Source organism: Sphingomonas sp. 67-41 (genome assembly GCF_001899725.1).
Lineage (GTDB): Bacteria > Pseudomonadota > Alphaproteobacteria > Sphingomonadales > Sphingomonadaceae > Sphingomonas > Sphingomonas leidyi.
In genome coordinates, this window is the sequence record NZ_MKWJ01000021.1 from 42,553 (window position 1) to 68,413 (window position 25,861).

Consider the following 25,861-nt stretch of genomic DNA (forward strand, 5'->3'; position numbering starts at 1 on the left):
GAATTCAGCCAATGACCACGATCCGTTCCCTTGTCCTCACGGGACTGATGACCTGCGCAAGTCCGATGGCGATCGCGCAGACCGCGCCGGTCGACACCATCGATTTCAGCCAGGAAGCGTCGATGCGCAGCCATGGTGTCGCCGTCGCGGCCGGCGCGCTTTTGCCGGGTGGACTCGGCCAGCAGGGGTTGCGGCTCGACCCGTTGAAGGCCGATGGCTGGCAGGGAGGCAGCGTCGCCTTCAAGATCGCCGTGGTGCCGGACCGGCTCAATTATCTCAGCGTGCGCCTGTGGGGCGGGGACGCGGTCGACGGCAATCTGATCCTGTTTTGCGGCGGCAAGCAGGTGGGGGACCGGCTGCTGAGCGATCACGACGCATTCGATTTCGGGTCGCATGCCGCCCAGTTCCCAGGAGCGTTCTTCTATCGCACGACCGCCTTGCCCAATGCGGTCACCAAGGGGCGGACTTCGATCGAGTGCAGGATCGAGGCCACCGGCCCGATCTTCTCGTACGCCGAGGACTTCGACAAGTTTCAGAAGGCGATGACCGGTCCGTCGCGCGGACTCTATGCGCTATCGGTCCACACCGACCCCTGGGCGACCGGGCCCGCCGGCGCAAACGATGGGGTCATCATGCCGGCGCCCCTGCGCGAAGGACTGGGGCGCATCGCGCCGAACGCGCCTGGAAGCGAGGTGCTCAGCCAGATCCGCGCTCGGCTGGAGGGCGCGGTCGAGGGATTGCTGAAGGCGCAGCGTCCGCTCGGACAGCACGAAATCTCGTTCCTGGCGCAGATGCGCCACAAGAGCTGGTCCAAGCTCTCCGGGGATCCGCGCCTTCTCGCCACGATCGTGAAGGGCATGGACGATTTCGCCGCCGCCTATGCCAAGGACCCGACGATCGTCCGCTACGAGAAGAGCACCTGGAATCCCGACTGGTTCGGGTTCGGGCCGATCGGCGCGTCGCTGGCACTCGATCCCGCAGCCTATGCGCCGTATCTCGATCAGGAAATCGCGTGGAAGAATGGCGGGCGCACGACGCGCCGCGCTGCCTATCTCGAGATGCTGCTGGCAAGCCGCGAATGGTTGCGCACGCATCGGCGCTTCTACACCAACCAGTCGATGATCGTGGACTGTTTCGGCATCTACATGGCCAATCGCGGGGTGGCAGTCCTCGATCCTTCCAGGGCCATGCCCGAGGACCAGGCTCGGCGTTATCTCTATGAGGCCGTCGGGATCGAGGAGTGGCGCGGCGACGACATGCCCGATGGCGGGCACAGCTTCGACGCCGGGGGACCGGACGGCACCAAGGCCCAGCCCTATCGGGTGCCGAAGGGATATCATCTCGTGACCCGAACCGGGCTCACGCGTGAGCTGGGCTATGTCGGCAACTATGGCGAGGTGCTGGACTGGGTCGGCATCATCTATGATGCGACGCGGCCGTCGCCGGGCGCGCCGGGTGACGCGAAGATCCGGGACCAGCTCGCGAAGATCGCGCGCGCGCGTATGCCGTTCCGCTATCCCTCGACGGACGATGAGGGCAAGCGCGCCATGCGCATGATGAGCGACATCGGATGGCGCGACCTCAAGTCCCCCGGCGAAGTGACGTATCTGCAGCGCCCGAGGCCCGGCGCGGCCAGTCCCTTCGAGGCGGCGGTGATCACGGGCGATCCGCGGCTGGTCGGCTACGCCCAGCAGATGGTCGAAGACAATCAGCTATGGCCGACGCTTCAGGAACACATGAAGGACAAGGGCTTTCGGGTCACCTATGGCTTCCTGAATGTGATCGACGATGTGATGGCCCTGGCGAACATGCGACCCTCTGCCGCGAGGCTGCCGATGGGCGAGGATCAGCCCGACTTCGCCTTCGCCGACCCTGAGGACGGCGTGGTGGCGGTAAAGCGCGGCAAGGAGCGCTTCTATGCCTCGCTCTACTGGCGCGCGAACCGCGGCGTCACCAATCTCGGGCGGGTGTGGCTCTCGGGGCCGCGCGGCAATCGCATCGCGACCGTGGCGGTCGATACCGGCTTCACCCCGAGTGGCCAGAGCTGGACTCGGCCGGACAAAGCTGTCCTGCTCAAGAATGAGGGTGTCACCAAGGGGTACGGCGTCTCGCTGGCGGAGGCGGGTGAGGCGCTGCCGATGGTCCAGCCGCCTGCGGGCGTGACCGTGAAGCCCGGCGAGGATAGCCCATTCGCCGGACGCGGGGACAGCTATGTCATGCGCTATGCCGGCTACACGATTGCTGTGAACATGAGCGAGACGAAGCGCTTCGCATTCCAGGTGCCGCAGCATGGCGGTAACGAGTTGCTTTCAGGCAACGCCATGCCCGCCGGCAGCACACTCCAGATGGAGCCACTCTCCACCGTGATCTTCTACTCTGGGATGTAATGAGCCCGCCGGACAGGCGGTCTCATGACCGCCTGTCTACTTGCGGCCCAATTTCAGTCACTGCGCGGAAGGCGCTTTAGTGCAAGGCTGGATCAGATCGCGGCCCCCACATCAAAGGGTCCTGACCCTGGCTAATGGTGACTTCTATCGATGTACATTTGCTGCCGTTGGTCGGGTGAAAATCAACTGAGCACGCCGTTACGACTATGAGCAAATCCTCATCGGCGCGAAGAACAACGTAACCGCCTGGTGGGTTGATGGAGGGAAGCACCTCCAATCGCCCGTCTGGCTGCGGGGGCGAGTTCTGAAACAGGTTCACAGGGTCTGGAACAATAGGTAGCGTGACACCTTCGCGCGACAGCGCTTTCAAAAAATTGTCCCGGCAATTGGGATGCCCATGGAAGCCGGCCCTGACGTAAAGCGCATCGTCGCAAGGCGGAAAGAGCATATCATGAGGTCCGGGAGAGCTGGATTCAATCAGCGTCAACAGCGGTTCGCTTTGCTTGCTGTAGAAGCTATCCCCCACATCCGGAAACATCTTCTCATTGATATCCCGGGTATGGTCAGTACTGACCCAGTCGATGGATCCTCTAGGCGCAATGGCCCAAAGGTCCGCTACCTGCTGTCCGTCCGGATCGGCCACGGTGATATGCTCGCCCAGTGCAACTCGGATGGAACAGCCACTCTGAGGCTCGACGACGTACTTTCGCGGCGTTCTCATCTTGGTGGCCCTTTCTGAGAGGTTGGGTGCCAGTAGATTATACGGGTTATTCGCAACTGAGGGATGTTCTGGATAGCAACAGATCAGCCGGTGAGGCTGCGTTCGACAAGCGCAGCGCCAAGGAGTTACGGATCGTAGCCGAAGTGCTGGAACAGGGCATCGCCATCCAGGACGGCACGACCGAGCAGCTGCCCGCCCCATCGGAGGAGAGGGAACGCTAGATGCAACTCGCAACCGGGCAGCTGAGCGCGTCGACGGTATGGAATCACCGTGGTTTGTCGGGGCGCAATGTCGTTCCGGTGCGCTCCATTCGAAAGGCCGAGTGCCAGGTGAGCGGATTCCAGCCGGCGTCGCCGCTCAGCGAGAAGGTGATGAACTCGGCGCGGCCGCTGATGTTCTCGACCGGGATCGCCCCGCCAAGGCCGCCTTCGTCCAACGGCAAGCGGCTGTCGGAGCTGTTGTCGCGGTTGTCGCCCATCACGAAGACGTGATCGGCGGGAACGACATAGGGCGCGGTATCGTCCAGCCGGCTGCGCCCCAGGTCGATCGTTTCGTAGCTTGCCCCGCCCGGCAGGGTTTCCCGGATCATGTGCAGCCGGCATTCTCCCGCGGACACACGTCCGGCGCAGCGGAAATTGCCGTCGATCGCGATGGGCTTCAGTCCCTCGTCGCGAACCTGGACAGGCTTGCCGTTGAGCCACAGGCGCCCGCCGACCATCTGTACCGTGTCGCCCGGCAACCCGATCACGCGCTTGATCAGGTCCTCGCCGCGACGATCGTCGCCCGGCGGGGTCAGGACCACCACGTCACCGCGCGCGGGCAGCCTGCCGAACAGCCGGCCGTGCATGAACGGCAGAATGTGAAAGCTGGGCGAGATGTACGACCAGCCATAGGGGTATTTGCTGAGGATCAGCCGGTCGCCGGCCATCAACCCGGGCATCATCGATTCCGACGGAATGTAGAATGGTTTCCCGACGCAGCTGTGCAGCGAGAACACGAGCAGCGCGAGCAGCGCGAGCAGCGCGAAATAGCGAAGCTCCACGCGCCAGGTCGAACGGGTGGATGGTTGGGCGGCGGCAGTGTCTGTCATGCGGCCCGATCAATCAGACCGCGCGCCGCCCATCCAATGCGAACGTGTCCGGACGCTCCGCAATTCGTGTCCGGACAAGTTTCAGCTAGCGTGCGTCGAACTCGTCCGGCGTCAGCACGCCGTCGTGATTGGTGTCGAGCTGAGCGAAAGACGGCGCCGGGCTGCGCTCTGAACGTGCCAAGGACGGTACGGCCAGACCGGCGCCGAACGCCAAGCCGAGGGCCCATGCCAGGACGACGCGCCACCAGGATCGCCGCTTCGTCGCCGGCCTGGGATCGAGTTGTGCATCGATGAACACGCGGATCGCTTCGCTGGCGGTGCGATCCTGCTTTCGGCAATGCTCCATGAACGCGGCCTTGGCGACATCGGGAAGCCGAACCTCCAGCGTCACATTCTTCTTGGCGTCCATGTCTCTCTCCGGACTTTCGATCTTCCGCTTCTACAAGCGTCAGGGGCCGAGGGCTACCGCTCGATCAGCGACTGACATCCGCATCAAGGATAGTCATGCGGACGTCAGGCCGGTCGGGAGAGGCACCGCGACCTCGCCGGTGCATCGCCATGCGCGCTCGGCATCAAGAAGGTAATGCGGCCAGATAGGCGCGGGCGCGCTCTCCGACTTCCTTCGCGGCCATGCCTGGTTTGTAGAGCCCCGAGCCCAGACCGAAACCGGTCGCCCCGGCAGCATGCCATGCGGCAACTGAAGCCGGCGTGATGCCGCCAACTACATAGACCGGCAATTCGGGGGGCAGAATGGCACGATGGGCGCGCAGGACGGCCGGGCCAGCGGCTTCGGCAGGAAAGAGCTTGAGCCCCGTTGCGCCCGCGTCGATGGCCGTGAAAGCCTCGGTCGGCGTGAGATAGCCCGGCAGGGTGATCAGGCCTCTGCCAGCCGCGGCGGCGATCACCGTCCGATCCGTGTTGGGCGCAACGATCAGCTGTCCCCCCGCGTCGGCGACTGCCGCCACGCTGGCGAGGTCCAGGACCGTACCTGCCCCGACAAGGGCGGCGGCGCCGAAACGTCTTGCCAACAGCGCGATGCTTTCGATCGGCGAGGGGGAATTGAGCGGCACTTCGATCGCCCGGATCCCCGCATCGACCAGCGCGGTGCCGATTGCCTCGACCTCTTCGGGCCGCACTCCGCGCAAGATCGCGATGAAGGGGATTTCCTCGATTCTCATTGTAGCCATCCCAGTCTTAGTGCGATCGCCCGCGCGCCGGCGAGGAAAGCCGTTGTGCTGTCGACCTCGATCGATCGATACCCGGCAGCGTCGATCGCGCTGCGGTAGAGGCCGGCCAGTTCCCCGCTCCCGAGAACATGGACAGGTCCCGAATGTCCAGCGAGTCCGACGCGCACATCGTCGCCGATCAGCAGGCCGGATACGTAACTCGACGTCGTTTCGGCAAGCCTCGGATCGAGCAGCGCACGTGCCCGTGCGGAGAACAACGCCGCGAACGCGCCGCGCCCATCAAGGCCGGCCTCGACGCCTTCACGGAATGCCCCGTCGTCGCGGGGCGGCGTGGTCATCAGCGGCGCGATCAGGCCGTGGTCACGGACCAAGCCGAAGATTTCGCCGGTCATCAACGTGCGAATGCCGGTGACACATCCCCGCTCGATCGTCACCCATTTGTTATGGGTGCCGGGCTGGCAGGCCATTGCGTCGGGTGGAACGCTCCCATCGACCACCGCGCCCAGGACGATCACTTCCTCGCCGCGCATCACATCGCGATGCAAGCCTTCGCATTCGGCGAGGCCGGGCACGATTGCGCCATATGGATCGATCTCGACGAGTCCTGCCGTGATGTCGTCGAGACCGGCGGGGCAGGCGATATAGCCGACGCCGCCGATGCCACGGTCCGATCCGATCATTCCAGCAAGCAGCATCGGCCGTTTCCCGAGCCGGGCGCGCAAGGCGGCGACCTCCGCCCGTGCCTGTCCAGGGGCGAGGCCGGCAACGCCGAGCGGCGCTTGCCGCGCATCGACCAGCCTGCCGTCGCGACCAAGAGAATAGACGCGCCGCGTGGTGCTGCCCCAATCCACCGCAATGAAGCTGACGTTCGCGTCGAACACGCCCTCGCAGTCGCCCGCCGCGGCACCGACAGTCTGAGTCATTCTCTATTTGCCTGTTTCTCGATGGCGCTATCGGCTGGGGCTGTCGCCCGCTCGGACAAGGGCGGCGGCGGGGTCCGGGCGGCGGCCCGGCAGCCGGATCGATTGCCGACATAGCCGGCGAGCGCGGGCACGCCCCAGCGGCTGAAGACCCCGATCCGCGGCACGGGCTGCCAGGCGAGGGCCGCAAGCATTCGTCTTGCCACGATTGGAATCCCTTCTTGGCAGGTCAGTGATTGTCGCGCGGCAGGCCTCTGGTCTGGGCGATGCGCTGGAATTGCTCGGTTCCCTCGAGAATGGCGCCCGTATTCATCTGGCCGACCATTTCGCGCTGGATCTGCTGCCAAGGCGTCTGGGCGGCGGGATAGGCGAAGCCGCCGGCGGATATGAGTGCGGCGCGGCGCTCGGCCAGTTCCTCGGCGGGCACCAGCATGTCGACCGTGAAGCTGCCGAGATCGACGCGTACCCGGTCTCCGCTGCGCAGCAACGCCAGTCCGCCCATCGCGGCGGCTTCCGGCGCGGCGTTGAGGATCGACGGCGAGGCCGAAGTGCCCGACTGCCGGCCGTCACCGATACAGGGCAGCGCATGGATGCCGGCGCGGATGAGATAGGCGGGCGGCCGCATGTTCACGACTTCCGCTGCGCCGGGATAGCCGATCGGGCCGGCCCCGCGCATCACCAGCAGGGTCTGCTCGGTGATCGCCAGGGCGGGATCGTCGATGCGGGCGTGATAGTCTTCCGGGCCGTCGAACACGACCACCGGCCCTTCGAACGCATTCGGATCGGCGGGATCGGACAGATAGCGGGCGCGGAACTCCTCGCCGATCACGCTGGTCTTCATGATCGCGGCGTCGAACAGATTGCCGCGCAGCACCAGGAAGCCCGAGGCTTCGGACAAGGGCCGATCGATCGGCCGGATCACGGCCTCGTCCTCGATGGCGGCGTTGCGGCAATTCTCGCCGATCGTTCGGCCGTTGGCGGTAAGGGCATCTTCGCTGAGCAAGCCGCGGCGCAGGAGCTGCGCGACGACGGCGGGGACGCCGCCGGCGCGGTAATAATCCTCGCCCAGATATTCGCCCGCCGGCTGCAGGTTCACCAGCAACGGCACGTCATGGCCGTGCTCCTGCCAGTCGGCGATGTCGAGCGGGACGCCGATATGGCGGGCGATGGCGTTCAGGTGGATCGGCGCGTTGGTCGATCCCCCGATCGCGGAATTGACCACGATCGCATTGAGAAAGGCCTCGCGGGTGAGGATGTCTGACGGCTTCAGGTCCTCCGCCACCATCTCGACGATGCGCTTGCCCGTACGATACGCTGCCTCCTGCCGGTCGCGATAGGGTGCCGGGATGGCCGCGCTGCCCGGCAGCATCATGCCGAGCGCCTCGGCGAGGCTGTTCATCGTCGTTGCCGTGCCCATGGTGTTGCAATAGCCGGTCGACGGCGCCGACGAGCTTACCAGCTTGATGAAGCCTTCGTCGTCGATCTCGCCGGCGGCGAGCATCTCGCGTGCCTTCCACACGATCGTGCCCGATCCCGTCCGCTCGCCGCGATGCCAGCCGTTGAGCATCGGCCCGACCGACAGGGCAATCGCCGGAATGTTCACCGTCGCCGCCGCCATCAGGCAGGCGGGCGTGGTCTTGTCGCACCCGGTCATCAGCACCACGCCGTCAAGGGGATAGCCGTAGAGAAGCTCGACCAGGCCAAGATAGGCAAGGTTGCGATCAAGGCCTGCCGTGGGCCGCTTGCCGGTCTCCTGGATGGGATGGACCGGGAATTCGAGTGCGATGCCCCCCGCCTCGCGGATGCCCTCCCGCACGCGCTGGGCCAGGACCAGATGGTGCCGATTGCATGGGCTCAGGTCCGAACCGGTCTGGGCGATACCGATCACCGGTCTGCCCGAGCGCAGCTCCTCCAGGCTCAAGCCGAAGTTCAAATACCGCTCGAGGTAGAGCGCAGTCATGTCGATATTGGCCGGATTGTCGAACCAGGCGCGGCTGCGCAGCTGGGGAGCGGCGGGATCGGTCATTTGGAAGCCTTGTGTGTCCGTGCTCAATTCCGGGCCGAGGGCGCGGTGGTCGAGAAGCGGTAGATGATCAGGTTGCGATAGGTCTGGCCGGGATCCAGCCGCGCGGAGCCGAAGGCCGGCTGGTTGGGCGTGTCGGGAAACACCTGCGGCTCGAGCGCTATGCCGTCGCCCTGGCGATAGGCGTGGCCGGAGCGGCCGATCGCGGTGCCGTCAAGGAAGTTGCCGGTGTAGAGTTGCAAGCCGGGCTGGTTCGACGAGATGTCGAGGATGCGGCCGGTCATCGGATCCTCGACCCGGGCATGGAGACGCGGCGTGCTGGCGACGTCGCGGGCGATCACGAAATTCTCGTCATAGCCCTGTCCGAAGACGATCTGCGGATCGCGTCCGTCGCGGATGCGTTCGCCGATACGCGTCGCGCGGCGGAAGTCGAAGGGCGTTCCTTCGACCGGGCGGAGCGCTCCAGTGGGGATCAGCGATGCGTCCACTGGCGTGGTCGCATCGGCGGGGATCGTCAGAAACTGGTCGTAGATGCTCCGTTGCGACGCTTCGCCGGCAAGGTTGAAGAAGCTGTGATTGGTGATGTTGACGATGGTGGGCTTGGTCGTCGTCGCCATGTACTCGACGCTGAGCGTATTGTCCTCGTCCAGCGAATAGGTGGCGGTGACGGTGAGAGCGCCGGGATAGCCTTCCTCGCCATCGGCGCTCACATAGCGCAGCACCACCCGTGCCACAGCGCCGTCGCTCACCTTCTCGACTGTCCAGAGGCGTTTGTCATAGCCGAGCGGACCGCCGTGCAGCGCATTGCCATTGTTGTTCAGCGCCAGCCGATATTGCTTGCCGTCGATCGCGAACCTGCCCGCCTTGATACGATTGGCGTAGCGGCCGACGGTGGCGCCGAAATAGTTGGGCTTTTCGAGATAGCCCCTGAGATCGGCATAGCCGAGTGTGACTTCCTCGGCCTTGCCGGCGCGATCAGGTACCTCGACCGACTGAAGGATGGCGCCGTAGCTGAGGATGGTTGCGCGCATGCCCTTGGCGTTAGCCAGAGTTATTGCTTCGACGGCCCGCCCGTCCGGCAAGGTTCCGAAGGCCTTCCGCTCGGTGGTCGCGGCGTTCGCGAGGCCCGGCGCAGCGAGTGGAATTGCCATAGCGAGCGCGATGATTCGCTTCATTGAACCCCTCCCGTTCGGCATATTCGTCATGCCCCGACCCATCGGTTGTTGACGCCAGGGCGGGCAATCAATACTCCGACTAGAAGGCAAAGTGCAACCCGCCGAAAACGGTGGCTAGGAGAGGGGACCCACGGATATGGCCTTGTCGCCAGGATCTAGCGCGCCGATCGCGCATAACGACGCAGCATCGCCGGCACGCTATGGTCCCGCGCTCACCTTGCTCGCCTCGCTGTTCTTCATGTGGGGGTTCATCAGCGTGATCAATGGCACGCTGCTCCCGCATCTGCGCAGCGTGTTCAACCTCACCTATTTCGAAACAGGGCTGATCGAGTCGGTCTGGTTCATCGGCTATCTGCTCGCATCGATCCCCGCCGCCAGGCTGATCGAGCGCATCGGCTACCAGCGCGCGCTCACTATCGGGCTGGCCGTGATGACAGTCGGTTCGCTCGGGATGATCCTGGCCGCATATCTGGTTTCGTACGTCGTCACGATCGCCTCGCTCTTCACGGTCTCATGCGGGATCGCGCTGCTCCAAGTTGCAGCCAACCCCTATGTCGCTGTGATCGGGCCGCCGGAAAGCGCGGAATCGCGGCTCACGTTCGTGCAGGCGTTCAATACGACGGGCGATGTGCTCGCGATCCTCTTCGGCAAGTATCTCATCCTCGCACGCACCACCGCAGGCACGACGCTGCAGGGCACTGAGCTGACTCCGGCACAGCGCGTGGCCGATGCGCAGGCGACCGAGCTGCCCTATCTGATCGTTGCCATCGTCCTCGCCGTCCTCGCGGTGCTGATCGCGCGGGCCAAGCTGCCGGCGCTCGGATCGGCGACCGCGCGGGTCTCGGCCGAGGCGCGCAAGGGCTTGTCGCTGTTCCACCACCGCAACCTCATCCTTGGTTGTGTCGGCATCGCGCTCTGCGTGCTCGCCGAGATCGGCGTGGGCAGCTATTTCATCAATTTCGTCTCGCAGCCGAGCGTTGCCAATCTGACGCAGGAGCATGCGGCCACCTATCTGACTCTCTTCTGGGGCGGGATGATGGTCGGCCGCTTCATGGGGGCCGCGCTGATGCGCGCGATCCCGGCGGAGCGCGTGCTGGCGCTGTTCGCGCTCATCGCGATCGCGGGGTCGCTCGTCGCCGTGTTCGCGACCGGCCCGGCGGCGATGTACGGCCTGATCATCGTCGGGCTGGGTCTCTCGATCATGTTTCCCGCGATCTTCGCGCTGGCGATCCGCGGCCTGGGGCCGCTGACCGAGGAGGGGTCGGGGCTGCTGGTGATGTCGATTGCGGGCGGCGCGCTCGCTTCGATCCAGGGCAAGATCGCCGACACCTATGGCCTGCATTGGGGCTTCATCGTCACCGCGCTCTGTGCGCTCTACGTCCTGTTCTATGCGCTGTGGGGTGCGCGGCCCACGAACGCGCTGCCACCGGAGGCAATCGAGTCTAGGGCCTGAACCATGGCGCGCCGAACTTGGAATGCCGGCCTCAGCCGCCGAGCTTTACGAAGGCATTCCGGCGTGGCTGCGGCCCCGCTCGCCTTGGTCAAGGTCCACTCCCCCGCGATCCTCGGCAATCTCAAATTCGAGGTATGTCGATGAAGCGCGCTGCTGTCGCCGGGCTGCTCGCGCTCTCCCTGTTCCGGGCAGGCCCGCTCGCCGCCCAGTCGGATCCGCTTGCGCCGATTGGCCGCTGGAGCGCCTATACGCGCGGCGCGGCCCAACTGCCGCCGATGGGCTGGAACAGCTGGAACGCCTTTGCGCTCGACATCAGCGAAGCCAAGCTGATCGGCTCGGCCCGGATCATCGTTTCGTCGGGGCTGGCCGCCAAGGGCTATCGCTATATCGACCTCGACGAAGGCTGGTGGGCGCGCCGCGCTGCCGACGGCCGGATGGTGATCCGTGCCGACAAATTCCCCTCGGCCCGGCTTCCCGATGGCCGCACCAGCTTCCGCCCCCTGACCGACAAGCTGCACGGCATGGGGCTGAAGGCGGGTATCTATTCCGATATCGGCCGGAACAGTTGCGGGCAGATCCACAGCGACGACATTCCCAACAAGCCGAGCGGCACGCTCTTGGAGCGCGAGGTCGGCCTATATGGTCATGTCGATCAGGATATCGCGCTCTATTTCGGCGAATGGGGCTTCGACCTGATCAAGGTCGACGGCTGCGGCATCCGCGGGCTCTGGCCGGAATCCCCGAAAGTGTTGTCGGGTGAGTTCCGGGCCCTGACCCCGCTGGTCGATAGCGGCTCGCTCGGCAGGACGGATATCGCGGCGACGAGGGCGCTCTATGACCATGTCCGCCAGGCATTGGAGCGCAACAATCCCGATAACGACTTCATCTTCTCGCTCTGTCTGTGGGGGGCGGCCGACGTGCGTTCCTGGGCGCGGCAGATGGCGGGCATCTCGCGGACCAGCGAGGACATTTTTCCGATCTGGGGGCGCATGCTCCACAATATGGATACGTCGATCCGCCGTCCGCTATATGCGCATCCCGGCTCGTGGAACGATCCCGACATGCTCTATATCGGCACGGGCGATTTCGACGCGAAGCACCTGACCGAAGCGCGCTCGCATTTCAGTCTCTGGGCAATGCTGAACGCACCGTTGATGATCGGCTATGATCTGCGGAGCGCCGACCCCGCGCTGATGGAGATCCTCGGCAAGCGCGAGGTGATCGCGCTCAATCAGGATCCTGCGGGCAACCAGGCGGTGCTCGCCTATGATTCCGACGATGTCAGCATCCTGGTTAAAGCGCTCGCCAACGGCGACAAGGCGATCGCGGTGCTGAACCGTACCTCCGATCCGGTCACGGCGTCGCTGACGGCGGGGCATCTGAAATTCGCGAGCGACGCGGACGTTTCGCTCACCGATCTCTGGTCCGGCACGCATGCTACGCTCCGCGACCGGCGGGACTTCACGCTGGCGCCGCGCGAAACCTTGCTGTTCCGCGCTACCGGCAAGCGCGTTCTGCCCGATGGCCTCTACCTCTCGGAAATGCCGGGCAGCGTGAACCCCGCGGTCGACGGAGTCGTCGCTCCCGAGGTCGACCCGCTCGTGCACCGCGCCATCCTGCCCTGGGCGGGCACGCGCATCTCGCGCGAGCCGCCGCGCTACGGCGGCTGGGGTGGCGCACAGGCCGACAGCACTCCCTATTCGGAGCAGATCGGCATTGCCGGGAAGCGCTTCGATACCGGCATCGGCATCCTTGCCAATTCCCGGATCGAAGTGCGCAACAAGGGCTATTCCCGTTTCAATGCGCTGGTCGGCGTCGATGATTCCGCGCGGGATCGCCGCCAGGCGGTGACGTTCGAGGTCTATGGCGACGGGAAGCTGCTCGCGCGCTCACGTCCCATGCGTTTCGGCGAGCCGGCGGTAGCTCTCGAGGCGGATGTCGCGGGCAAGGGGTTGATCGAGCTGGTTGCGCGTACGCCCGGAGCGCCGCGCTTTCCCGATCCGCTGGCTTGGGCCGATGCGGCGCTGCGACGCTAGGCCGCGCGGCCTACATCGCGGAGCGGGTGTCCTCGAGCGCGAGGTCGACGAGTATGCGCATCGCCTGGCTCGCGGCCTCGCCATCGCCGGCGGCGATCGCGTCGAACACGCGGACATGGTCCGGAAGCGGATCGCGAGGCAGCGCGCGGGCGCGCTGCTTGAACTGGGTGGTCCAGTTCACCGCAGCGCCGATGCTCGCGCTCAGGGCGATGAGCGTGCTGTTGTGCGTCGCCCGGAGCAGTGCGTCATGGAAGTCCCGGTCCGCCGCGCGCCCGGCTTCGGTCGCAAGCGTGTGGCGGCGCATCTTGCCGATCGCATCCTTCATCGCCTTGATATCGGTCTTGTCGCGGCGTTCCGCTGCCAGCCGGGCGGCATTGGGCTCGACGATCCCGCGAAGCTCGAACAGATCGCGGACGAATTCGAGGTCGGGCTCTCCAGAGAAGGCCCATGCCAATACCGCAGGATCGAGCATGTTCCACTTGCTGCGCGGCAATACGCGCGTGCCGGCCTTGGGGCGGCTCTCGACCAGGCCCTTGGCAGTGAGGACCTGTACTGCCTCGCGATAGGCGCTTCGAGACACGTCGAGCGCTTCGGAGTTGGCAACCTCGCCGGTCAGCCGCTCGCCGGGCGCGATCCGGCCCGAAACGATGGCCGTGCCGAGATAATGGGCAACCGCGCCGCGCAGGCGCCTGCCGGAACCCTTGGGAGACGGCGTCAACGGGTCCGCGGCGGTTGCTGCAGCCGGTTGCGCCTCCTCCTCCTGCAATGCCATCCGGCCCGTGCTCCTGTCCAAGTAAAGCGGTCTTATCAGCGTACTACGCACCGCATGCAAGTTGCGTTTGACGCACTCGAATAATATGTCGGACTAATTGAATCTGCGCATGGACGATAGGCAAGGGGAGGCGTTTGGCGTGACATTGCGGTTGCTGCAATATCGGGAGTCGGACGGGACGAGGCGGGTGGTCGCGGCGCGTGCGGAGGGAGCGGGCTTCGTCGCCGATGTGCCCGATATCCGCACGCTGGCGTTGCAGGCCATCGGATCCGGGCGCACGCTCGCGGAGATGGTCGACGCGCTCGGCACGCACGGTGCCGTCGACCTTGAGGCCGCGCTCGACGAGGGCAGGCTGATCGCGCCCATCGATCATCCCGATCCCGCGCATCTGATCCTGACTGGCACCGGACTGACGCATCTCGGCTCGGCGGAGGGGCGGGACAAGATGCACCGCGAGGCGGCCGCGGCCGCTCGGCAGACCGACAGCATGCGCATGTTCCTGGAAGGTGTGGAAGGTGGAAAGCCTGCGGCCGGCGAGGTCGGACAGCAGCCGGAATGGTTCTACAAAGGCAACGGCATGCATGTCGCGGGCCCGGGCGACCCGCTTGAGATGCCCGGCTTCGCTCAGGACGGCGGCGAGGAACCCGAGCTCGCCGGCATCTATCTGATCGGTCCGGACGGGACGCCGTGGCGCCTGGGCATCTGCCTCGCCAACGAGTTCAGTGACCATGTAACCGAGCGGCATAACTATCTGTGGCTCGCCCATTCCAAGCTGCGCCAGGCGGCGCTTGGCCCCGAGCTGCTGGTCGGGGCCGCCCCCTCGGACGTGCGCGGCACCAGCCGGATCCTGCGGGCGGGGACGACGCTATGGGAGAAACCGTTCCTGTCGGGCGAGGCGAACATGTCGCACAGCCTTGCCAATCTCGAGCATCATCATTTCAAATACCCGCTGTTCCGTGCGCCGGGTGACGTGCACGTCCATTTCTTCGGCACGGCCACCTTGTCGTTCAGCGATGGCGTTCGCGCCGAGCCGGAGGACGTCTTCGAGATTGCAGCGCCGCCATTCGCCCTGCCGTTGCGCAATCGGCTTGCCCGGAGCGCGGATGCGGGCCCGGTTACGGTTCGGGCGCTCTGAGCATGGCAACGATCCGCATCGCCCTGATCGGCATGGGCAAGATCGCGCGCGACCAGCACGTCCCGGCGATCCGCGGAGATGCCGCGTTTGCCCTGGCGGCGACCGTCAGTCCGCATCACGCGGGCCTGGACGGGGTGCCGCATTTCTCCAGCCTCGACGCATTGTTCTCGGAGGGCCCGATGGTGGACGCGCTGGCGCTCTGTACGCCGCCCCAGGTGCGCTATGAACTGGCAACTGCGGCGATCGGGCGGGGCAAGCATGTGTTCCTCGAGAAGCCCCCTGGCGCCACGCTGAGCGAAGTCGCGGCGCTCAAGGGGCAGGCACAAGGCGCGGGCGTCACTCTGTTCGCAAGCTGGCACTCGCGTTTCGCTGCCGGCGTGGCCCCCGCGCGTGCCTGGCTGGCCGGGCGCGAGGTTCGCGGTGCGCGCATCGTCTGGCGCGAAGACGTCCGCGCCTGGCACCCGGGGCAAGCCTGGATCTGGGATGCGGGCGGTCTCGGCGTGTTCGATCCCGGCATCAACGCGCTCTCGATCGCGACTCACATCCTGCCGCGGCCGGTTCTCCTCGTCGATGCGCTGCTCGAATTTCCCGAGAATCGAGAGGCGCCCATCGCTGCCGGTTTGCGGCTGCGCGACACGGCCGGCGCGCCGATCAGCATGGACCTGGACTGGCGGCAGACCGGTCTGCAAAGCTGGGACATCGAAGTCGATACCGATGCCGGCATGCTCAGGCTGTCGGAGGGCGGGGCGGTGCTGACGGTGCCCAGTGGCATCGAGCGTGCCGAGGACCGTGAATATGCCGGGCTCTACGCGCATTTCGCCGCTCTGGTGGGGCGCGGAGTCAGCGATGTCGACGCCGATCCCCTGCGCCTCGTCGCCGACGCGTTCCTGCGCGGCCATCGCAAGACCGTCGAGCCCTTCCACGATTGAATTGCCGGGATGGCGAAGGCGGGCGCCATCCCGGCAAGGCATCAGCTTTCGATCTGCACCATCGCCACGGACTTGCCCGGCAGTTCGAGCGTAATGTCGCCCTTGTTCGCCTTGCCGGCGAACGGCTTGGGCGTCACGACGTTTGGCGCGTCAAAGCTGTTCACCGAATCCACGCGCGGCGCGGTCAGCACTTCGCCGCGAGCGCCGCGCGCCTGCAATCCGGGGAAGCGTGCGGTGATGCGAACGGGCTTGCTCGGGTCGAGATTGGTCACGGCCAGCCATAGCCTGCCCGCCATATCCCGCACCGCCACGGCATCGACCCGCGGCAGCGTGACGTTGCCCTGAGTATAGACGCCAGCGTCGAACTTCACCGGCACGAAGGTCGCGTCCTGGAACGGCAGGTACATCTTGTAGATGTGGTAGGTCGGCGTGAGGACCATCTTCTCCTTGTCGGTGAGGATCATCGACTGGAGCACGTTTACCATCTGGGCGATGTTGGTGAGGCGCACGCGATCGGCGTGGCGCGCGAAGATGTTGAGGTTGAGCGCCGCAAGGATCGCGTCGCGCATCGAGTTCTGCTGCTGGAGGAAGCCCGGATTGCTTCCCGGATTGGGCGCGAGCCAGGCGCCCCATTCATCGACGGCGATCGCGACCTTCTTGTCAGGATCATATTTGTCCATGATCGCGGCGTTCTTCGCGATGGTCTCGTCCATGCCAAGCGTTTCCTTGAGCATGCGTGCGTAGCGGGCCTCGTCGAAGCCGGTGCTCGGCTGAGTGACCGGCCAGCCGCCGCCGGTGGTGTAGCGATGCAGCGACAGGCCCTCGATGCTCCAGGCCCAGTCATGCGCCTTCCACGCCTTCATCACGCTTTCGGTATAGGCGAGGTTCTCGTCGCCCGGGCCGACCGCGATGCGCTGCATCGCGCCGGGGCTGTCCGCTGCCTGGGCCGGGTGGTAGTTCCGCACGAAGCGCGCGAACGGCTTCATCATGTCGGCATAGTGATCCGCCGTCATTGCGCCGCCACAGGACCAGCTCTCGTTGCCGATGCCGAGATACTTCACCTTGTACGGTGCCGGATGGCCATTTGCCGCGCGCTCCCTGCCCGCGGTGGTCGCGGGGTCGGCGGTCATGTATTCGAGCCATTCGGCCGCCTCGGCCACGGTGCCGGAGCCGAGATTGACGGAGATATAGGCGTCGCTGCCGATCTGGTCGGCGAAGTCCATGAACTCGTCGGTTCCGAAGCTGTTTGGTTCGGTCGCGCCGCCCCAGTTCGAATTGATCGTGACCCGCCGGTCCTTCGCGGGGCCGATGCCGTGGCGCCAATGATATTCGTCGGCGAAGCAGCCGCCCGGCCAGCGCACATTCGGTACACGGATGGCGCGCAGGGCGGCGACCACGTCCTTGCGGATACCGCGTACGTTCGGGATCGGCGAATCCTTGCCGACCCATACGCCGCCATAAATACCGGTGCCGAGATGCTCGGCGAACTGGCCGAAGATGTTGCGATCGATCTTGCCGCCAGGCTTGGCGGTATCCACCGTCATCTCGATTGGCGCCGAAGCATCCTTCTGGGCCAGTGCCGGCGACGCGGACGTGAGCAAGAGCGCGACAGCGGCCCCCGGACGGACAAGGTCGAACATCATTCCTCCCTCTTATGATTCGCTCCCACGGAGAGCGGCTCTCCGGCGTCGCGCAAATTCTAGTCCGACAAATTATGAGGTCAAGACGTGGCTGAATTGTCTCTATAATAACAGGGACTATGAGAAAATCTCCGGAGTATTACGATCCGTCTAGACTTTATTAGTCAGGCTAAAATGCCAAGATCCGGATTGCTCCATCCCGGGGCCTCAAGGAGCCGCCTTGCACCGCCGGATCGAGTTCGATCACCCTGTCCGCCGGGGTGCATGCAACTGTGCAGAACGGCCGCCGTCTTGGTAATCCGAGTTGGTCAGAGGGCAGTGGCGTAGAGCGCGCGATGGGTGAGGATGAAGAGCGTCCGCCCCTCGGCTCCGCCAATCACGAGTTGCAGGGGCCGCGGCGGGATGGGCCGCGCTACTTTCCCATTCTTCCGAGCCAGATGGCCTTCGCTCCGCAATTCTGCGCTCGTTGCCCATGAGTATTACCGAACGGGCTCGCTCGCACGGTGCCGTCGAAGGATAGCTCTCCCGGACGTGCAGATCCTAGGGTCAGGACCCATTGATGTGAGCGTCTCGATCTGATTCAGGCTCCGTGAGGAGACCCGGATGAGCGACCTGTTTTGGCTGACGGACGAGCAGATGGAGCGTCTGCGGCCGTTCTTTCCCAAGAGCCACGGCAAGCCCCGGGTCGATGATCGCCGGGTGTTGAGCGGCATTGTGTTCGTCAACCGCAACGGCCTGCGCTGGCGCGACGCACCCGGCGCCTACGGACCGCACAAGACGCTCTACAATCGCTGGAAGCGGTGGGGCGAGCGGGGCGTGTTTACGAGGATGATGGAAGGGCTGGCTGCGGCGGATGCCGAGCCGAAGACCGTGATGATCGACGCGACCTACCTCAAGGCGCACCGCACGGCATCCAGCCTGCGGGTAAAAAGGGGGACCTTGGCCGCCTGATTGGCCGCACCAAAGGCGGCATGAACACCAAGCTCCATGCCCTTGCCGACGCGAACGGCCGCCCGTTGAGCTTCTTCATGACCGCCGGACAGGTCAGCGACTACACCGGCGCGGCGGCCCTGCTCGACGAAATGCCCAAGGCGCAGTGGCTGCTCGGTGATCGCGGCTACGACGCCGACTGGTTCCGCGACGCTCTCCACGCCAAGGGCATCCAACCCTGCATCCCAGGCCGGCGATCGCGCAACGAGGCGGTCAGATACGACAAGCGGCGCTATCGGCGACGTAGCCGCATCGAGATCATGTTCGGCCGCCTCAAGGACTGGCGCCGCGTCGCTACCCGCTACGATCGCTGCCCAACCGCCTTCTTTTCCGCCATCACCCTCGCCGCCACCGTCATCTTCTGGCTGTGATCAACGAGTCCCGACCCTAACGCACGCTTTCCATAAACAAGGTTCCCTCGAACCCGATGCTCGACGATGTTCGGATAGACAGTGAAGTTCCCGTTTTTTGTGATCGCGCCGCTTCCTCGGCTAAGTTCGATAAAACGGTAGCCATTCGGGAGCGCCTCCTCACGCTCGCCGCATCCAGCAAGCACAATCAGGATCGCTATCGCCAGTCTCTTCATATCGCCGATGCCTCGCCGGGCTAGTTTACAGCCCCACCGATCATGTCCGCAACTGGGGCGGTAGCCGCCAGGCCGCTCCTGGCCGGCAAATTGAGACCGGAATGGCTGAGGATGGGTGGAAAGCCGACCTAGGGCCCATACCGACCTTCAAGTCCCGAGCCTGCCCGCCGCCACGCGCGGTGGGCCGACGCTCACAACATCGACGCAGTGGTTGAGCGTAGTAAGAGACCAGTGCTCAAGCGGCCCCGGATACTCGTCGTCTGCGAACGTTGTCTCGGAGACGTACCGGAAGAAAGCCGAGTTAAAGCGCCGCTCCAGCATGCTGCCCCGAGGCAACTCGTTTTTCTCCTCCTTCCAAAAACTCTCGTTTCTGACTGAGTAGGCCACGTAATTGTCCCAGTGGAGCTCGTAGGATCGGCTTTCGTCCGTTACGAGGATCGGCCTCCCTTCACCGAGGTCGACGCCTTCGATGTCGATCTTGGCCGGCTTGCCGAGCAGGCCTTCTGCCACGACTATCCGCAACCGGTTTCCAGCGGGTTCCCCAATGTCAGTAAGATAAAAGTCGATCAGACCGCTGGGAAACTCCACCACCAGATATACCTCCCAACCCGCCTCAAGAACACGATGCTAGCTGAGCTACCGCAACGTCCGCAAATGGGCCGGAAGCGGACCGGCAGCTTCCGGTGGACGCTCCCGGAAAGCGGACGTTTCCGCGTCCGCCTCCATCTTGGCGGGACGGCAGTTCGTCGGCCCGACTTCTGCCATCCCTGACTGATCGGCCAATGGCCAGACCGTTCACCTGAGACCCCGGCGCGAGCTTGGTGCATGGCGATGCGTTGGATCAATCAGGCCCGTTCAAGCCAGCCTGCAAGGCGAAGATTAGGGAGGCGTCTCCGGCATCGACCACGATAAAGCCAAGGGCGCGATTTACTCGGGTTCTTAGAGGCTTGACCATGTGCTATCTGTCCAGATGGCGACGAGAAATCTCGGCCAGACGGACCGAAGTTGAGGCGCCGATGACAATATTCACTCGAGATGCGAACGGCATGATGCGTGATGCGCCAGATAGCCAGCGCACGCTCGATCGCCTGAATGTCAGGATAGGCGGAGCGGGGCACCGAACGATGGTATTCGCCCATGGCTACGGGTGCGACCAGAATATGTGGCGTCTCGTCGCGCCCGCATTCGAAAGTCAGTTTCGGACGGTGCTGTTCGATTATATCGGGGCGGGCGGATCCGATATCTCGGCATATGACGCTGATAAATATGGCTCGCTCGAAGGCTATGCCGACGACGTGATCGATCTGGCGGGCGCCCTCGGCATCACCGATGGCGTGTTTGTGGGTCACTCGGTGAGCGCGATGATCGGCTTGATCGTCGCGCGCCGCGCGCCCCATCTCTTCTCGACCTTGGTGCTGGTCGGCCCTTCACCCTGCTACATTGATTGCGGAGACTATGTGGGCGGGTTCAGCCGCGAGCAGATCGACGAGCTACTTGAGTTCCTCGACAGCAATCATCTGGGCTGGTCGCAGGCGATGGCACCCGTGATCATGGGCAATTCCGATCGGCCGGAATTGGGCGACGAGCTCACCGCCAGCTTCTGCCGCACCGATCCTGACATCGCGAAACGGTTCGGCCGCGTCACCTTCCTGACGGACAGCCGCGCCGAACTGGGCGCGGTAGATGCGCGCGTGCTGGTTCTCCAGTGCCGCGAGGACATCATCGCGCCGCCGTGCGTCGGCGATTTCGTCCAGCGAGCCATCCCCGGTAGCAGTCTGGTCACGCTCGATGCGACGGGTCATTGTCCCAACCTGAGTGCACCGGAAGCCACGATCGCGGCGATCGAAGCCTTTGTCTGAAACCGGGCACCAACAGGCCGACACCGACGGTGCCATCGACTTCGAAGACTTGTTCGAGACGGCCCCATGCGGCTATCTGCTGACCGATCGCGACGGCCGCCTCGTGCGCGTCAATCGGACCTTCGCGAACTGGGTCGGGTCCAGCCCGGAAGCGCTTCGCGGCAAGCGTCTCCCCGACATTCTCACGGTTCCAGGCAAGATTTTCTACGAGACTCATTTCGCGCCGACACTGCGGATGCAGGGCCGGCTCGACGAGATCGCGCTCGACCTCGTGACCGCCGACCAGCGCAAGCTCTCGGTGCTGGTAAACGCCGCCGAGGCGCGCGGTGCCGAGGGCGCGGATGTCCAGGTCCGTTTCGCCGTTTTCATGGCGACCGAGCGCCGCGGGTACGAACGCGGCTTGATCGCGGCCCGCGACAAGGCGGAAGCGACGGTCGCCAACGAGCGCGCGGAATCCGAGCTCCGCGAACAATTCATCGCGGTGCTTGGCCATGACCTGCGCAATCCGCTGGCGTCTATCAGCAGCGGCATTCAGATCCTGGCGAAGGAGAGTCTGAGCGAGCGCGGCAGCAAGGTCGTAGCGCTGATGAGTGGCAGCGTCGTGCGCGCCGCAGCGCTTATCGACAATGTCCTCGATTTTGCCCGCGGCCGCCTTGGCGGTGGCATTACGCTATCCTTGGGCGCTAGCGAACCGCTCGAAACCATTCTTCGCCAGGTCGTATCGGAACTTCAGTCGATCTCGCCGGATCAGGAGATCGAGGCGAGCTATGCGTTGGTGGAACCGATCATCTGTGATCGCGTCCGGATCGGCCAGCTATTGTCGAACCTCCTGGGCAATGCGCTCACCCACGGCGCGAAAGATCAGCCCGTGCGGGTCGATGCCTCCACCGCTTTGGGTGACCTCACCATCTCGGTTTCGAATGGCGGTGCACCGATCCCGCCTGCCGCGCTCGAGAAGCTGTTTCAGCCTTTCTTCCGCGGCCATGACAGGGTCCGACAAGGTCTCGGTCTAGGATTGCACATCGCTTCGGAAATCGCGCGTGCCCATGGCGGCACCTTGGTCGCCCGCTCCGATGAGAACGCAACAACCTTTCTTTTCACCATGCCCCTCGCCAAAGCCGAGGAACCTGGCGAGTAATGTACCCATAACCGCCGCTCCCGCGTTGAGGAGCAACCAAAATGGCCGGGCACTTCCCGGGCGGAGAGCCGGGAATGTCGATCGATCATGGAGCAATGACTATATTGGTGGTCGAGGACGATGTGTTGATCCGCATGCATGGGGTCGACATCCTGGGAGATGGCGGCTTTCACGTCCTTGAGGCAGCAAACGCTGACGACGCGCTCGTCATTCTGAGCAATGGGGCCGACGTGCAGCTGCTGTTCTCGGACATCGATATGCCGGGCAGCATGGACGGCCTGAACCTGGCCCGTGTGGTTTGCGAACGTTGGCCGTCGATCCATCTGCTGCTGACCTCCGGCCAGCACGGGCTGCAGGATGGCGATGTTCCCGGGGCCGCCCGCTTCGTGCGCAAACCGTGGTCCTCGCAAGGCCTCCTCGATCGCGTTCGCGACATGGTGAAGGTCTAATCTTTCGTGCGCGATAATCCCGGTCTGGGGGCAGCGGCGAAGCAAGTCGCCTGAACCGTCAGGGACTGAACACAAGCACGAGGAAGACCGAAAATAACGAGAGGTGCACCGCCCCTTCCAGCATGGTGGTCCGCGTACCGGAGAAAGTGAGCGTGTTGAGCATCAGCGTTACCCCGAGCAGCACCATGTTGGCGGGCGAGACGCCCAGGATCACGGGCTGACCCGTTGCCAAGCCGATGAACAGAACGGCGGGCACCGTCAAACCCAGCGTCGAGGTGGCGGCTCCAAGGCAAAGGTTGATCGCTCGTGTAAGCTGGTTGGCCGCGACCGCGCGCAGGGCCGAAATGCCCTCGGGCGTGAATACGATCAGCGCGATCAGGATGCCGCCGAGGGCTGTCGGTGCGCCCAGCACTGCGATCCCATGATCGAGCAGCTTCGCCAGATCCTTCGAGAGGATCACGATGGGGAGGATATTCGCGAGAAGCAGCAACACCCGGCTCGTATTCGAGCCGGGGACACGCTCACCATGGGGCGGTGGGGTTGCGGCATCCTCTCCGGCCTGCTGCCCGACAGCGACGAAGAAGCCGCGATGCCTGCCGGTCTGGAGCCACAGGAAGCCGATATAGAGTGCGATGGTGAAGGCGGAGAAGAACAGCGCCTGTGGCAAAGACAGCATGCCTGTCGCGCTCGAGGTGGTGAAGTTGGGGAGAACCAGCGCGATCACGCTCAGCGGGATGATGACAGCAAGATAGGCTGTCGCGCCCTGAAGATTGTAGCTCTGCTGGTGGAAGCGCAGCCCGCCGACCAGCAGGCACAAGCCGACCACGCCGTTGAGCACAATCATGAGCACCGCGAACATCGTGTCGCGTCCCAATGTCGGCACCGCCTTGGCGCTCAGCATGACAGCGCCGATCAACGCCACTTCGATGATGACGATCGACAAGGTGAGCACGAGCGTGCCCAGCGGCTCGCCCAGGCGCCCGGCCACTTCCTCGGCTTCATGCACCACCCCGAATGCTGCCCACAGGATCACCGCCAGCAGCCACGCGAATAGCAGCCCCGTGATCACCGGATGCGCGCCGACTAGCCGCACCGGGTCGGCGAGCAGCATCGCGGCCACGGTGGTCCAGGCAACCGCGAGGCGGATAAATCCGGGCCTCGTCACCACCGGCTCATGGATGCGGCGGATCCTGTTCGGGCTGCTGCGCCCGGGCATGCGCGCGCGCTTCGCGGCGGAGCCTGCGCGCATATTGCCGCTCGTGCGTATGGTAGATTCGGTAACCCACGAACGCGGCAAGGAGCAGCGCCATGAGCAGCATCAGGGTATAGGCGACCATCAGTCTCGGTTCCATTTCATATCTCCGCCGCCCGCATATGCGCGCCGGCCTCTGGTAAGGATGCCATTCGCGCCTAGGCGGGCGCACGCACCTCCAGGCACGGCTGTGCGGTCAGGCCGCCGCCGGAGCTCACCGTTACCTTCACCGTCATGTCGATCAGATCCGCCGCATTCCCCGTATAGCGGCCCTCCAGCGGCGGAATCTGCGCAATGTTCCGCGCTACCGCGACCGGCACCAGGTTCGCCTGGCCCATCTTGCCGTTGGTCGGATCGAAGGCGATCCAGCCCGCGCAAGGCAGGTAAACCTCCGCCCAGGCGTGCGTCGCGCCATGCTGTAGCGCTTGCGCCTCATCCGCAGCGGGAGGATCATAGAGATATCCTGAGACCGCTCGTGCGGCAAAGCCGAGATGGCGTGCCGCTTCGATGAACAGCGTCGCGAGATCGCGGCAGGCGCCGGATGCGTGATCGAGCGTCTCCAATGGTGATTGTGTGCCTTCCTCGCGCCGCTCGACATAGGCGATCCCGGCGCGGGCAGCGCTGTTGAGGTCCTGTAGCAGGGCAAGCGTGTCGGTCCGCTCCGCAGCGACGATGGCTTGCGCCCAGGCCAGCAGCCGCCCCTCGGGATCGGGATGCTCCGGCATCAGCAAAGCGCCCAGATCTACGCGCTCGTCGTGCGAATAGGCGAAGGGATAATGGTGCGCGTGCGGGGCGATCGGGAATACCGGCCAGGCGGCCGCGTCCTGCTCGACCACCAGCTGGCCAGTCACGGTAAGCGTGTCGGCCATTCCGAAAAAGCTGGCGGTCGCGATCAGGTTACCGAACACATCCTGTGTCCATTCGATATCGGCAGGAGGCGAGCAACTGAGCAGCGTCCTCACCGGCTTGATATCATGGCTACCGCGCGGGCTCAGCATCATCCGGTGCGGAAGCAACGTCACCGCCCGCGCATAACGGTAGGTTGTCTCATGCCAGATTGTGAGTCGCATCATCTTCGGCGCCTCCGGGATAACCGTCCGTTCCGCGCGCGACATGCGTGCAGAGCCAGGCAGCGTGAAAGGGAGATGCCGGTCCCGAGAGACCTCAAGTCCGTCGCAGGCGACGATAGCTTTCTTAATATGGGAACGGCGCACGCCACCGGCAATGGTCGCTCGACTTTTCCTCGTCAGTCGCGTTTCGCCGGCAGGTAGCCGGACTTCCCTTCAGCGACGGGCGGACAGTTGCCGGTATATTCGTCGGCTCAGTCCGGGGAACCTCGCACCATTGCTGCGGCGGCGCCGTTGCGCAGTGCCGAAACCGCCGCCGCGCATGCATGCTCGCTGGAATAGCCGATGCTCAATGCAATCGGCACGCCGCTCGCTGAGCAGAAGCGCCACCGCCAGTCGCCGCCGGAGAACAGGATTGAGGTAAGGCTGACGCGCTCGGCTCGATAGATCTCGAAATAGGGCTCGCCGTCCGCCTCGGGGTGAAGCTGGCCTTCGCTATTGGATGGCGCGTCCGGCGAACGGCCGATGCGGAACAGGGCTGCGGTGATGTCCCGGGGCAGTTCCCCGGCATCACGGCGCGGCGGAGCGAATTCGCTAAGTGCCATGCTGGCGGACACATGATTCTCCCATCGAACAAGCGGGAGCAATCCGTTTCTCTCTGGCGTCGCGTGCTTGCAAAAGAATCTGCGACGATCCTGCATATATAGCAGCATGCCTGGCGCTTGACCATGCTACAAAGCCGGCGAGCCGGGGATCTCAAGGAGCACCTCGTGTCGATCCGCACCACGTCCAGCACGGCCACGTTCGCTTCGCCCTTTCGGCTGAAAGGCGTCGACGAACTCCTTCCCCCCGGCACCTACCGGGTCGAGACCGATGAGGAAGGTATGGAAGGGAACGAGCGCACCGTCTTTCGGCGAGTTGCCACGCTCCTCTACGTCCCTACCGCATCGGGCATACGCGTCTGCACCGTAGACGCTGACGATCTGGCCGCCGCGCTGGCCTCCGACAATCGGTAATCCCGCACGGCCACTTGCCACGAGGCACGGGCGGGC

General features: G+C 64.7%; 26 protein-coding genes. 12 read left to right on the plus strand and 14 right to left on the minus strand.

The annotated features are described in order from the left end of the window. The first annotated feature begins 11 nt into the window (after window positions 1–11). On the plus strand, window positions 12–2,387 hold the full coding sequence (locus BGP17_RS10805; protein WP_286711921.1) for a hypothetical protein: 2,376 nt from the start codon (window positions 12–14) through the stop codon (window positions 2,385–2,387). 76 nt (window positions 2,388–2,463) lie between these two features. On the opposite strand, the gene BGP17_RS10810 is transcribed toward BGP17_RS10805, so the two are convergent. Beyond that, window positions 2,464–3,108, minus strand: a complete 645-nt coding sequence (locus tag BGP17_RS10810) for a DUF1989 domain-containing protein (RefSeq protein ID WP_286711922.1) — start codon at window positions 3,106–3,108, stop codon at window positions 2,464–2,466. Window positions 3,109–3,134: 26 nt separating this feature from the next. Between BGP17_RS10810 and BGP17_RS10815 the strand changes: the two genes are divergently transcribed. Then, the gene (locus tag BGP17_RS10815; RefSeq protein ID WP_286711923.1) at window positions 3,135–3,329 is read left to right on the plus strand and encodes a hypothetical protein; all 195 of its coding nucleotides are present in this window, start codon (window positions 3,135–3,137) and stop codon (window positions 3,327–3,329) included. A 44-nt stretch (window positions 3,330–3,373) separates the two neighbouring features. On the opposite strand, the gene lepB is transcribed toward BGP17_RS10815, so the two are convergent. The 6 genes from lepB to BGP17_RS10845 all read right to left on the minus strand — a co-directional run bounded on the left by lepB (window position 3,374) and on the right by BGP17_RS10845 (window position 9,479). After that, entirely contained in the window at window positions 3,374–4,198 is an 825-nt protein-coding gene (gene lepB / locus BGP17_RS10820) for a signal peptidase I (protein ID WP_286711924.1), read from the minus strand. 85 nt (window positions 4,199–4,283) lie between these two features. Then, entirely contained in the window at window positions 4,284–4,607 is a 324-nt protein-coding gene (locus tag BGP17_RS10825) for a hypothetical protein (RefSeq protein WP_286711925.1), read from the minus strand. A gap of 163 nt (window positions 4,608–4,770) precedes the next feature. Next, window positions 4,771–5,376 (minus strand): 2-dehydro-3-deoxy-6-phosphogalactonate aldolase, encoded by a 606-nt coding sequence (locus BGP17_RS10830; protein ID WP_286711926.1) that lies wholly within the window; start codon window positions 5,374–5,376, stop codon window positions 4,771–4,773. Further along, window positions 5,373–6,266, minus strand: a complete 894-nt coding sequence (locus BGP17_RS10835) for a 2-dehydro-3-deoxygalactonokinase (protein WP_286711927.1) — start codon at window positions 6,264–6,266, stop codon at window positions 5,373–5,375. Before BGP17_RS10835 ends, BGP17_RS10830 begins: the two co-directional genes overlap by 4 nt. A gap of 268 nt (window positions 6,267–6,534) precedes the next feature. Continuing rightward, window positions 6,535–8,331, minus strand: coding sequence for an IlvD/Edd family dehydratase (locus BGP17_RS10840; protein ID WP_286711928.1), 1,797 nt, complete (start codon window positions 8,329–8,331; stop codon window positions 6,535–6,537). Between the two features lie 23 nt (window positions 8,332–8,354). Continuing rightward, a complete protein-coding gene (locus tag BGP17_RS10845) occupies window positions 8,355–9,479 on the minus strand; it encodes an aldose epimerase family protein (protein ID WP_380926324.1) in 1,125 nt (374 codons plus the stop codon). Window positions 9,480–9,645: 166 nt separating this feature from the next. On the opposite strand from BGP17_RS10845, the gene BGP17_RS10850 reads away from it, so the two are divergent. Together BGP17_RS10850 and BGP17_RS10855 are read left to right on the plus strand one after the other, a co-directional pair. After that, window positions 9,646–10,956, plus strand: coding sequence for a sugar MFS transporter (locus tag BGP17_RS10850; RefSeq protein WP_286711930.1), 1,311 nt, complete (start codon window positions 9,646–9,648; stop codon window positions 10,954–10,956). 140 nt (window positions 10,957–11,096) lie between these two features. Next, the gene (locus tag BGP17_RS10855) at window positions 11,097–12,992 is read left to right on the plus strand and encodes an NPCBM/NEW2 domain-containing protein (RefSeq protein ID WP_380926034.1); all 1,896 of its coding nucleotides are present in this window, start codon (window positions 11,097–11,099) and stop codon (window positions 12,990–12,992) included. A 10-nt stretch (window positions 12,993–13,002) separates the two neighbouring features. Here the strand turns inward: BGP17_RS10855 and BGP17_RS10860 are convergent, their stop codons facing one another. Further along, window positions 13,003–13,764, minus strand: a complete 762-nt coding sequence (locus BGP17_RS10860; RefSeq protein ID WP_286711932.1) for a FadR/GntR family transcriptional regulator — start codon at window positions 13,762–13,764, stop codon at window positions 13,003–13,005. A 139-nt stretch (window positions 13,765–13,903) separates the two neighbouring features. Between BGP17_RS10860 and araD1 the strand changes: the two genes are divergently transcribed. Together araD1 and BGP17_RS10870 are read left to right on the plus strand one after the other, a co-directional pair. After that, entirely contained in the window at window positions 13,904–14,899 is a 996-nt protein-coding gene (gene araD1 / locus BGP17_RS10865; RefSeq protein WP_286711933.1) for an AraD1 family protein, read from the plus strand. A gap of 2 nt (window positions 14,900–14,901) precedes the next feature. Continuing rightward, entirely contained in the window at window positions 14,902–15,828 is a 927-nt protein-coding gene (locus BGP17_RS10870; protein WP_286711934.1) for a Gfo/Idh/MocA family protein, read from the plus strand. Window positions 15,829–15,869: 41 nt separating this feature from the next. On the opposite strand, the gene BGP17_RS10875 is transcribed toward BGP17_RS10870, so the two are convergent. Further along, the gene (locus BGP17_RS10875; protein WP_502688449.1) at window positions 15,870–17,468 is read right to left on the minus strand and encodes an alpha-N-arabinofuranosidase; all 1,599 of its coding nucleotides are present in this window, start codon (window positions 17,466–17,468) and stop codon (window positions 15,870–15,872) included. 603 nt (window positions 17,469–18,071) lie between these two features. Between BGP17_RS10875 and BGP17_RS10880 the strand changes: the two genes are divergently transcribed. Both BGP17_RS10880 and BGP17_RS10885 read left to right on the plus strand, forming a co-directional pair. Continuing rightward, a protein-coding gene (locus BGP17_RS10880; protein ID WP_286711936.1) for an IS5 family transposase occupies window positions 18,072–18,829 on the plus strand; the annotation gives its coding sequence in 2 pieces (ribosomal slippage) (window positions 18,072–18,405 and window positions 18,405–18,829; 759 coding nt in all). 56 nt (window positions 18,830–18,885) lie between these two features. Continuing rightward, window positions 18,886–19,068, plus strand: a complete 183-nt coding sequence (locus BGP17_RS10885) for a hypothetical protein (RefSeq protein WP_286711937.1) — start codon at window positions 18,886–18,888, stop codon at window positions 19,066–19,068. Window positions 19,069–19,191: 123 nt separating this feature from the next. On the opposite strand, the gene BGP17_RS10890 is transcribed toward BGP17_RS10885, so the two are convergent. Further along, window positions 19,192–19,635 (minus strand): hypothetical protein, encoded by a 444-nt coding sequence (locus BGP17_RS10890; protein ID WP_286711938.1) that lies wholly within the window; start codon window positions 19,633–19,635, stop codon window positions 19,192–19,194. A 455-nt stretch (window positions 19,636–20,090) separates the two neighbouring features. On the opposite strand from BGP17_RS10890, the gene BGP17_RS10895 reads away from it, so the two are divergent. From BGP17_RS10895 to BGP17_RS10905, 3 genes are read left to right on the plus strand one after another with little or no spacing between them, the layout of a single operon-like run. Continuing rightward, the gene (locus BGP17_RS10895) at window positions 20,091–20,903 is read left to right on the plus strand and encodes an alpha/beta fold hydrolase (protein WP_286711939.1); all 813 of its coding nucleotides are present in this window, start codon (window positions 20,091–20,093) and stop codon (window positions 20,901–20,903) included. Next, on the plus strand, window positions 20,896–22,041 hold the full coding sequence (locus tag BGP17_RS10900; protein WP_286711940.1) for a PAS domain-containing sensor histidine kinase: 1,146 nt from the start codon (window positions 20,896–20,898) through the stop codon (window positions 22,039–22,041). The genes BGP17_RS10895 and BGP17_RS10900 overlap by 8 nt, the downstream gene beginning before the upstream one ends. A 41-nt stretch (window positions 22,042–22,082) precedes the next feature. Next, window positions 22,083–22,490 carry a response regulator gene (locus BGP17_RS10905; protein ID WP_286711941.1) on the plus strand — a complete coding sequence of 136 codons (408 nt, stop codon included), beginning with the start codon at window positions 22,083–22,085 and terminating at the stop codon, window positions 22,488–22,490. Between the two features lie 58 nt (window positions 22,491–22,548). On the opposite strand, the gene BGP17_RS10910 is transcribed toward BGP17_RS10905, so the two are convergent. The 4 genes from BGP17_RS10910 to BGP17_RS10925 all read right to left on the minus strand — a co-directional run bounded on the left by BGP17_RS10910 (window position 22,549) and on the right by BGP17_RS10925 (window position 25,426). Next, entirely contained in the window at window positions 22,549–23,706 is a 1,158-nt protein-coding gene (locus BGP17_RS10910) for a calcium:cation antiporter (protein ID WP_286711942.1), read from the minus strand. Continuing rightward, window positions 23,663–23,842 carry a hypothetical protein gene (locus tag BGP17_RS10915; RefSeq protein WP_286711943.1) on the minus strand — a complete coding sequence of 60 codons (180 nt, stop codon included), beginning with the start codon at window positions 23,840–23,842 and terminating at the stop codon, window positions 23,663–23,665. Before BGP17_RS10915 ends, BGP17_RS10910 begins: the two co-directional genes overlap by 44 nt. 58 nt (window positions 23,843–23,900) lie before the next feature. Beyond that, window positions 23,901–24,857: a transglutaminase family protein gene (locus tag BGP17_RS10920; RefSeq protein ID WP_286711944.1), complete on the minus strand. Its 957-nt coding sequence runs from the start codon at window positions 24,855–24,857 to the stop codon at window positions 23,901–23,903. Window positions 24,858–25,063: 206 nt separating this feature from the next. After that, complete coding sequence (locus BGP17_RS10925) at window positions 25,064–25,426, minus strand: YegP family protein (RefSeq protein WP_286711945.1); 363 nt, start codon at window positions 25,424–25,426, stop codon at window positions 25,064–25,066. A gap of 153 nt (window positions 25,427–25,579) precedes the next feature. Between BGP17_RS10925 and BGP17_RS10930 the strand changes: the two genes are divergently transcribed. Then, window positions 25,580–25,825 (plus strand): hypothetical protein, encoded by a 246-nt coding sequence (locus BGP17_RS10930; protein WP_286711946.1) that lies wholly within the window; start codon window positions 25,580–25,582, stop codon window positions 25,823–25,825. The last annotated feature ends 36 nt before the right edge of the window (window positions 25,826–25,861 follow it).

Bases quoted from the DNA above. Each gene is read 5' to 3' on its own strand.
- BGP17_RS10805 (WP_286711921.1), top strand. From the start codon at position 12: ATGACCACGATCCGTTCCCTTGTCCTCACGGGACTGATGACCTGCGCA.
- BGP17_RS10810 (WP_286711922.1), bottom strand. From the start codon at position 3,108: ATGAGAACGCCGCGAAAGTACGTCGTCGAGCCTCAGAGTGGCTGTTCC.
- lepB (WP_286711924.1), bottom strand. From the start codon at position 4,198: ATGACAGACACTGCCGCCGCCCAACCATCCACCCGTTCGACCTGGCGC.
- BGP17_RS10825 (WP_286711925.1), bottom strand. From the start codon at position 4,607: ATGGACGCCAAGAAGAATGTGACGCTGGAGGTTCGGCTTCCCGATGTC.
- BGP17_RS10830 (WP_286711926.1), bottom strand. From the start codon at position 5,376: ATGAGAATCGAGGAAATCCCCTTCATCGCGATCTTGCGCGGAGTGCGG.
- BGP17_RS10840 (WP_286711928.1), bottom strand. From the start codon at position 8,331: ATGACCGATCCCGCCGCTCCCCAGCTGCGCAGCCGCGCCTGGTTCGAC.
- BGP17_RS10845 (WP_380926324.1), bottom strand. From the start codon at position 9,479: ATGGCAATTCCACTCGCTGCGCCGGGCCTCGCGAACGCCGCGACCACC.
- BGP17_RS10855 (WP_380926034.1), top strand. From the start codon at position 11,097: ATGAAGCGCGCTGCTGTCGCCGGGCTGCTCGCGCTCTCCCTGTTCCGG.
- BGP17_RS10860 (WP_286711932.1), bottom strand. From the start codon at position 13,764: ATGGCATTGCAGGAGGAGGAGGCGCAACCGGCTGCAGCAACCGCCGCG.
- BGP17_RS10870 (WP_286711934.1), top strand. From the start codon at position 14,902: ATGGCAACGATCCGCATCGCCCTGATCGGCATGGGCAAGATCGCGCGC.
- BGP17_RS10875 (WP_502688449.1), bottom strand. From the start codon at position 17,468: ATGTTCGACCTTGTCCGTCCGGGGGCCGCTGTCGCGCTCTTGCTCACG.
- BGP17_RS10885 (WP_286711937.1), top strand. From the start codon at position 18,886: ATGCTCGACGATGTTCGGATAGACAGTGAAGTTCCCGTTTTTTGTGAT.
- BGP17_RS10895 (WP_286711939.1), top strand. From the start codon at position 20,091: ATGATGCGTGATGCGCCAGATAGCCAGCGCACGCTCGATCGCCTGAAT.
- BGP17_RS10905 (WP_286711941.1), top strand. From the start codon at position 22,083: ATGGCCGGGCACTTCCCGGGCGGAGAGCCGGGAATGTCGATCGATCAT.
- BGP17_RS10910 (WP_286711942.1), bottom strand. From the start codon at position 23,706: ATGCCCGGGCGCAGCAGCCCGAACAGGATCCGCCGCATCCATGAGCCG.
- BGP17_RS10915 (WP_286711943.1), bottom strand. From the start codon at position 23,842: ATGGAACCGAGACTGATGGTCGCCTATACCCTGATGCTGCTCATGGCG.
- BGP17_RS10920 (WP_286711944.1), bottom strand. From the start codon at position 24,857: ATGTCGCGCGCGGAACGGACGGTTATCCCGGAGGCGCCGAAGATGATG.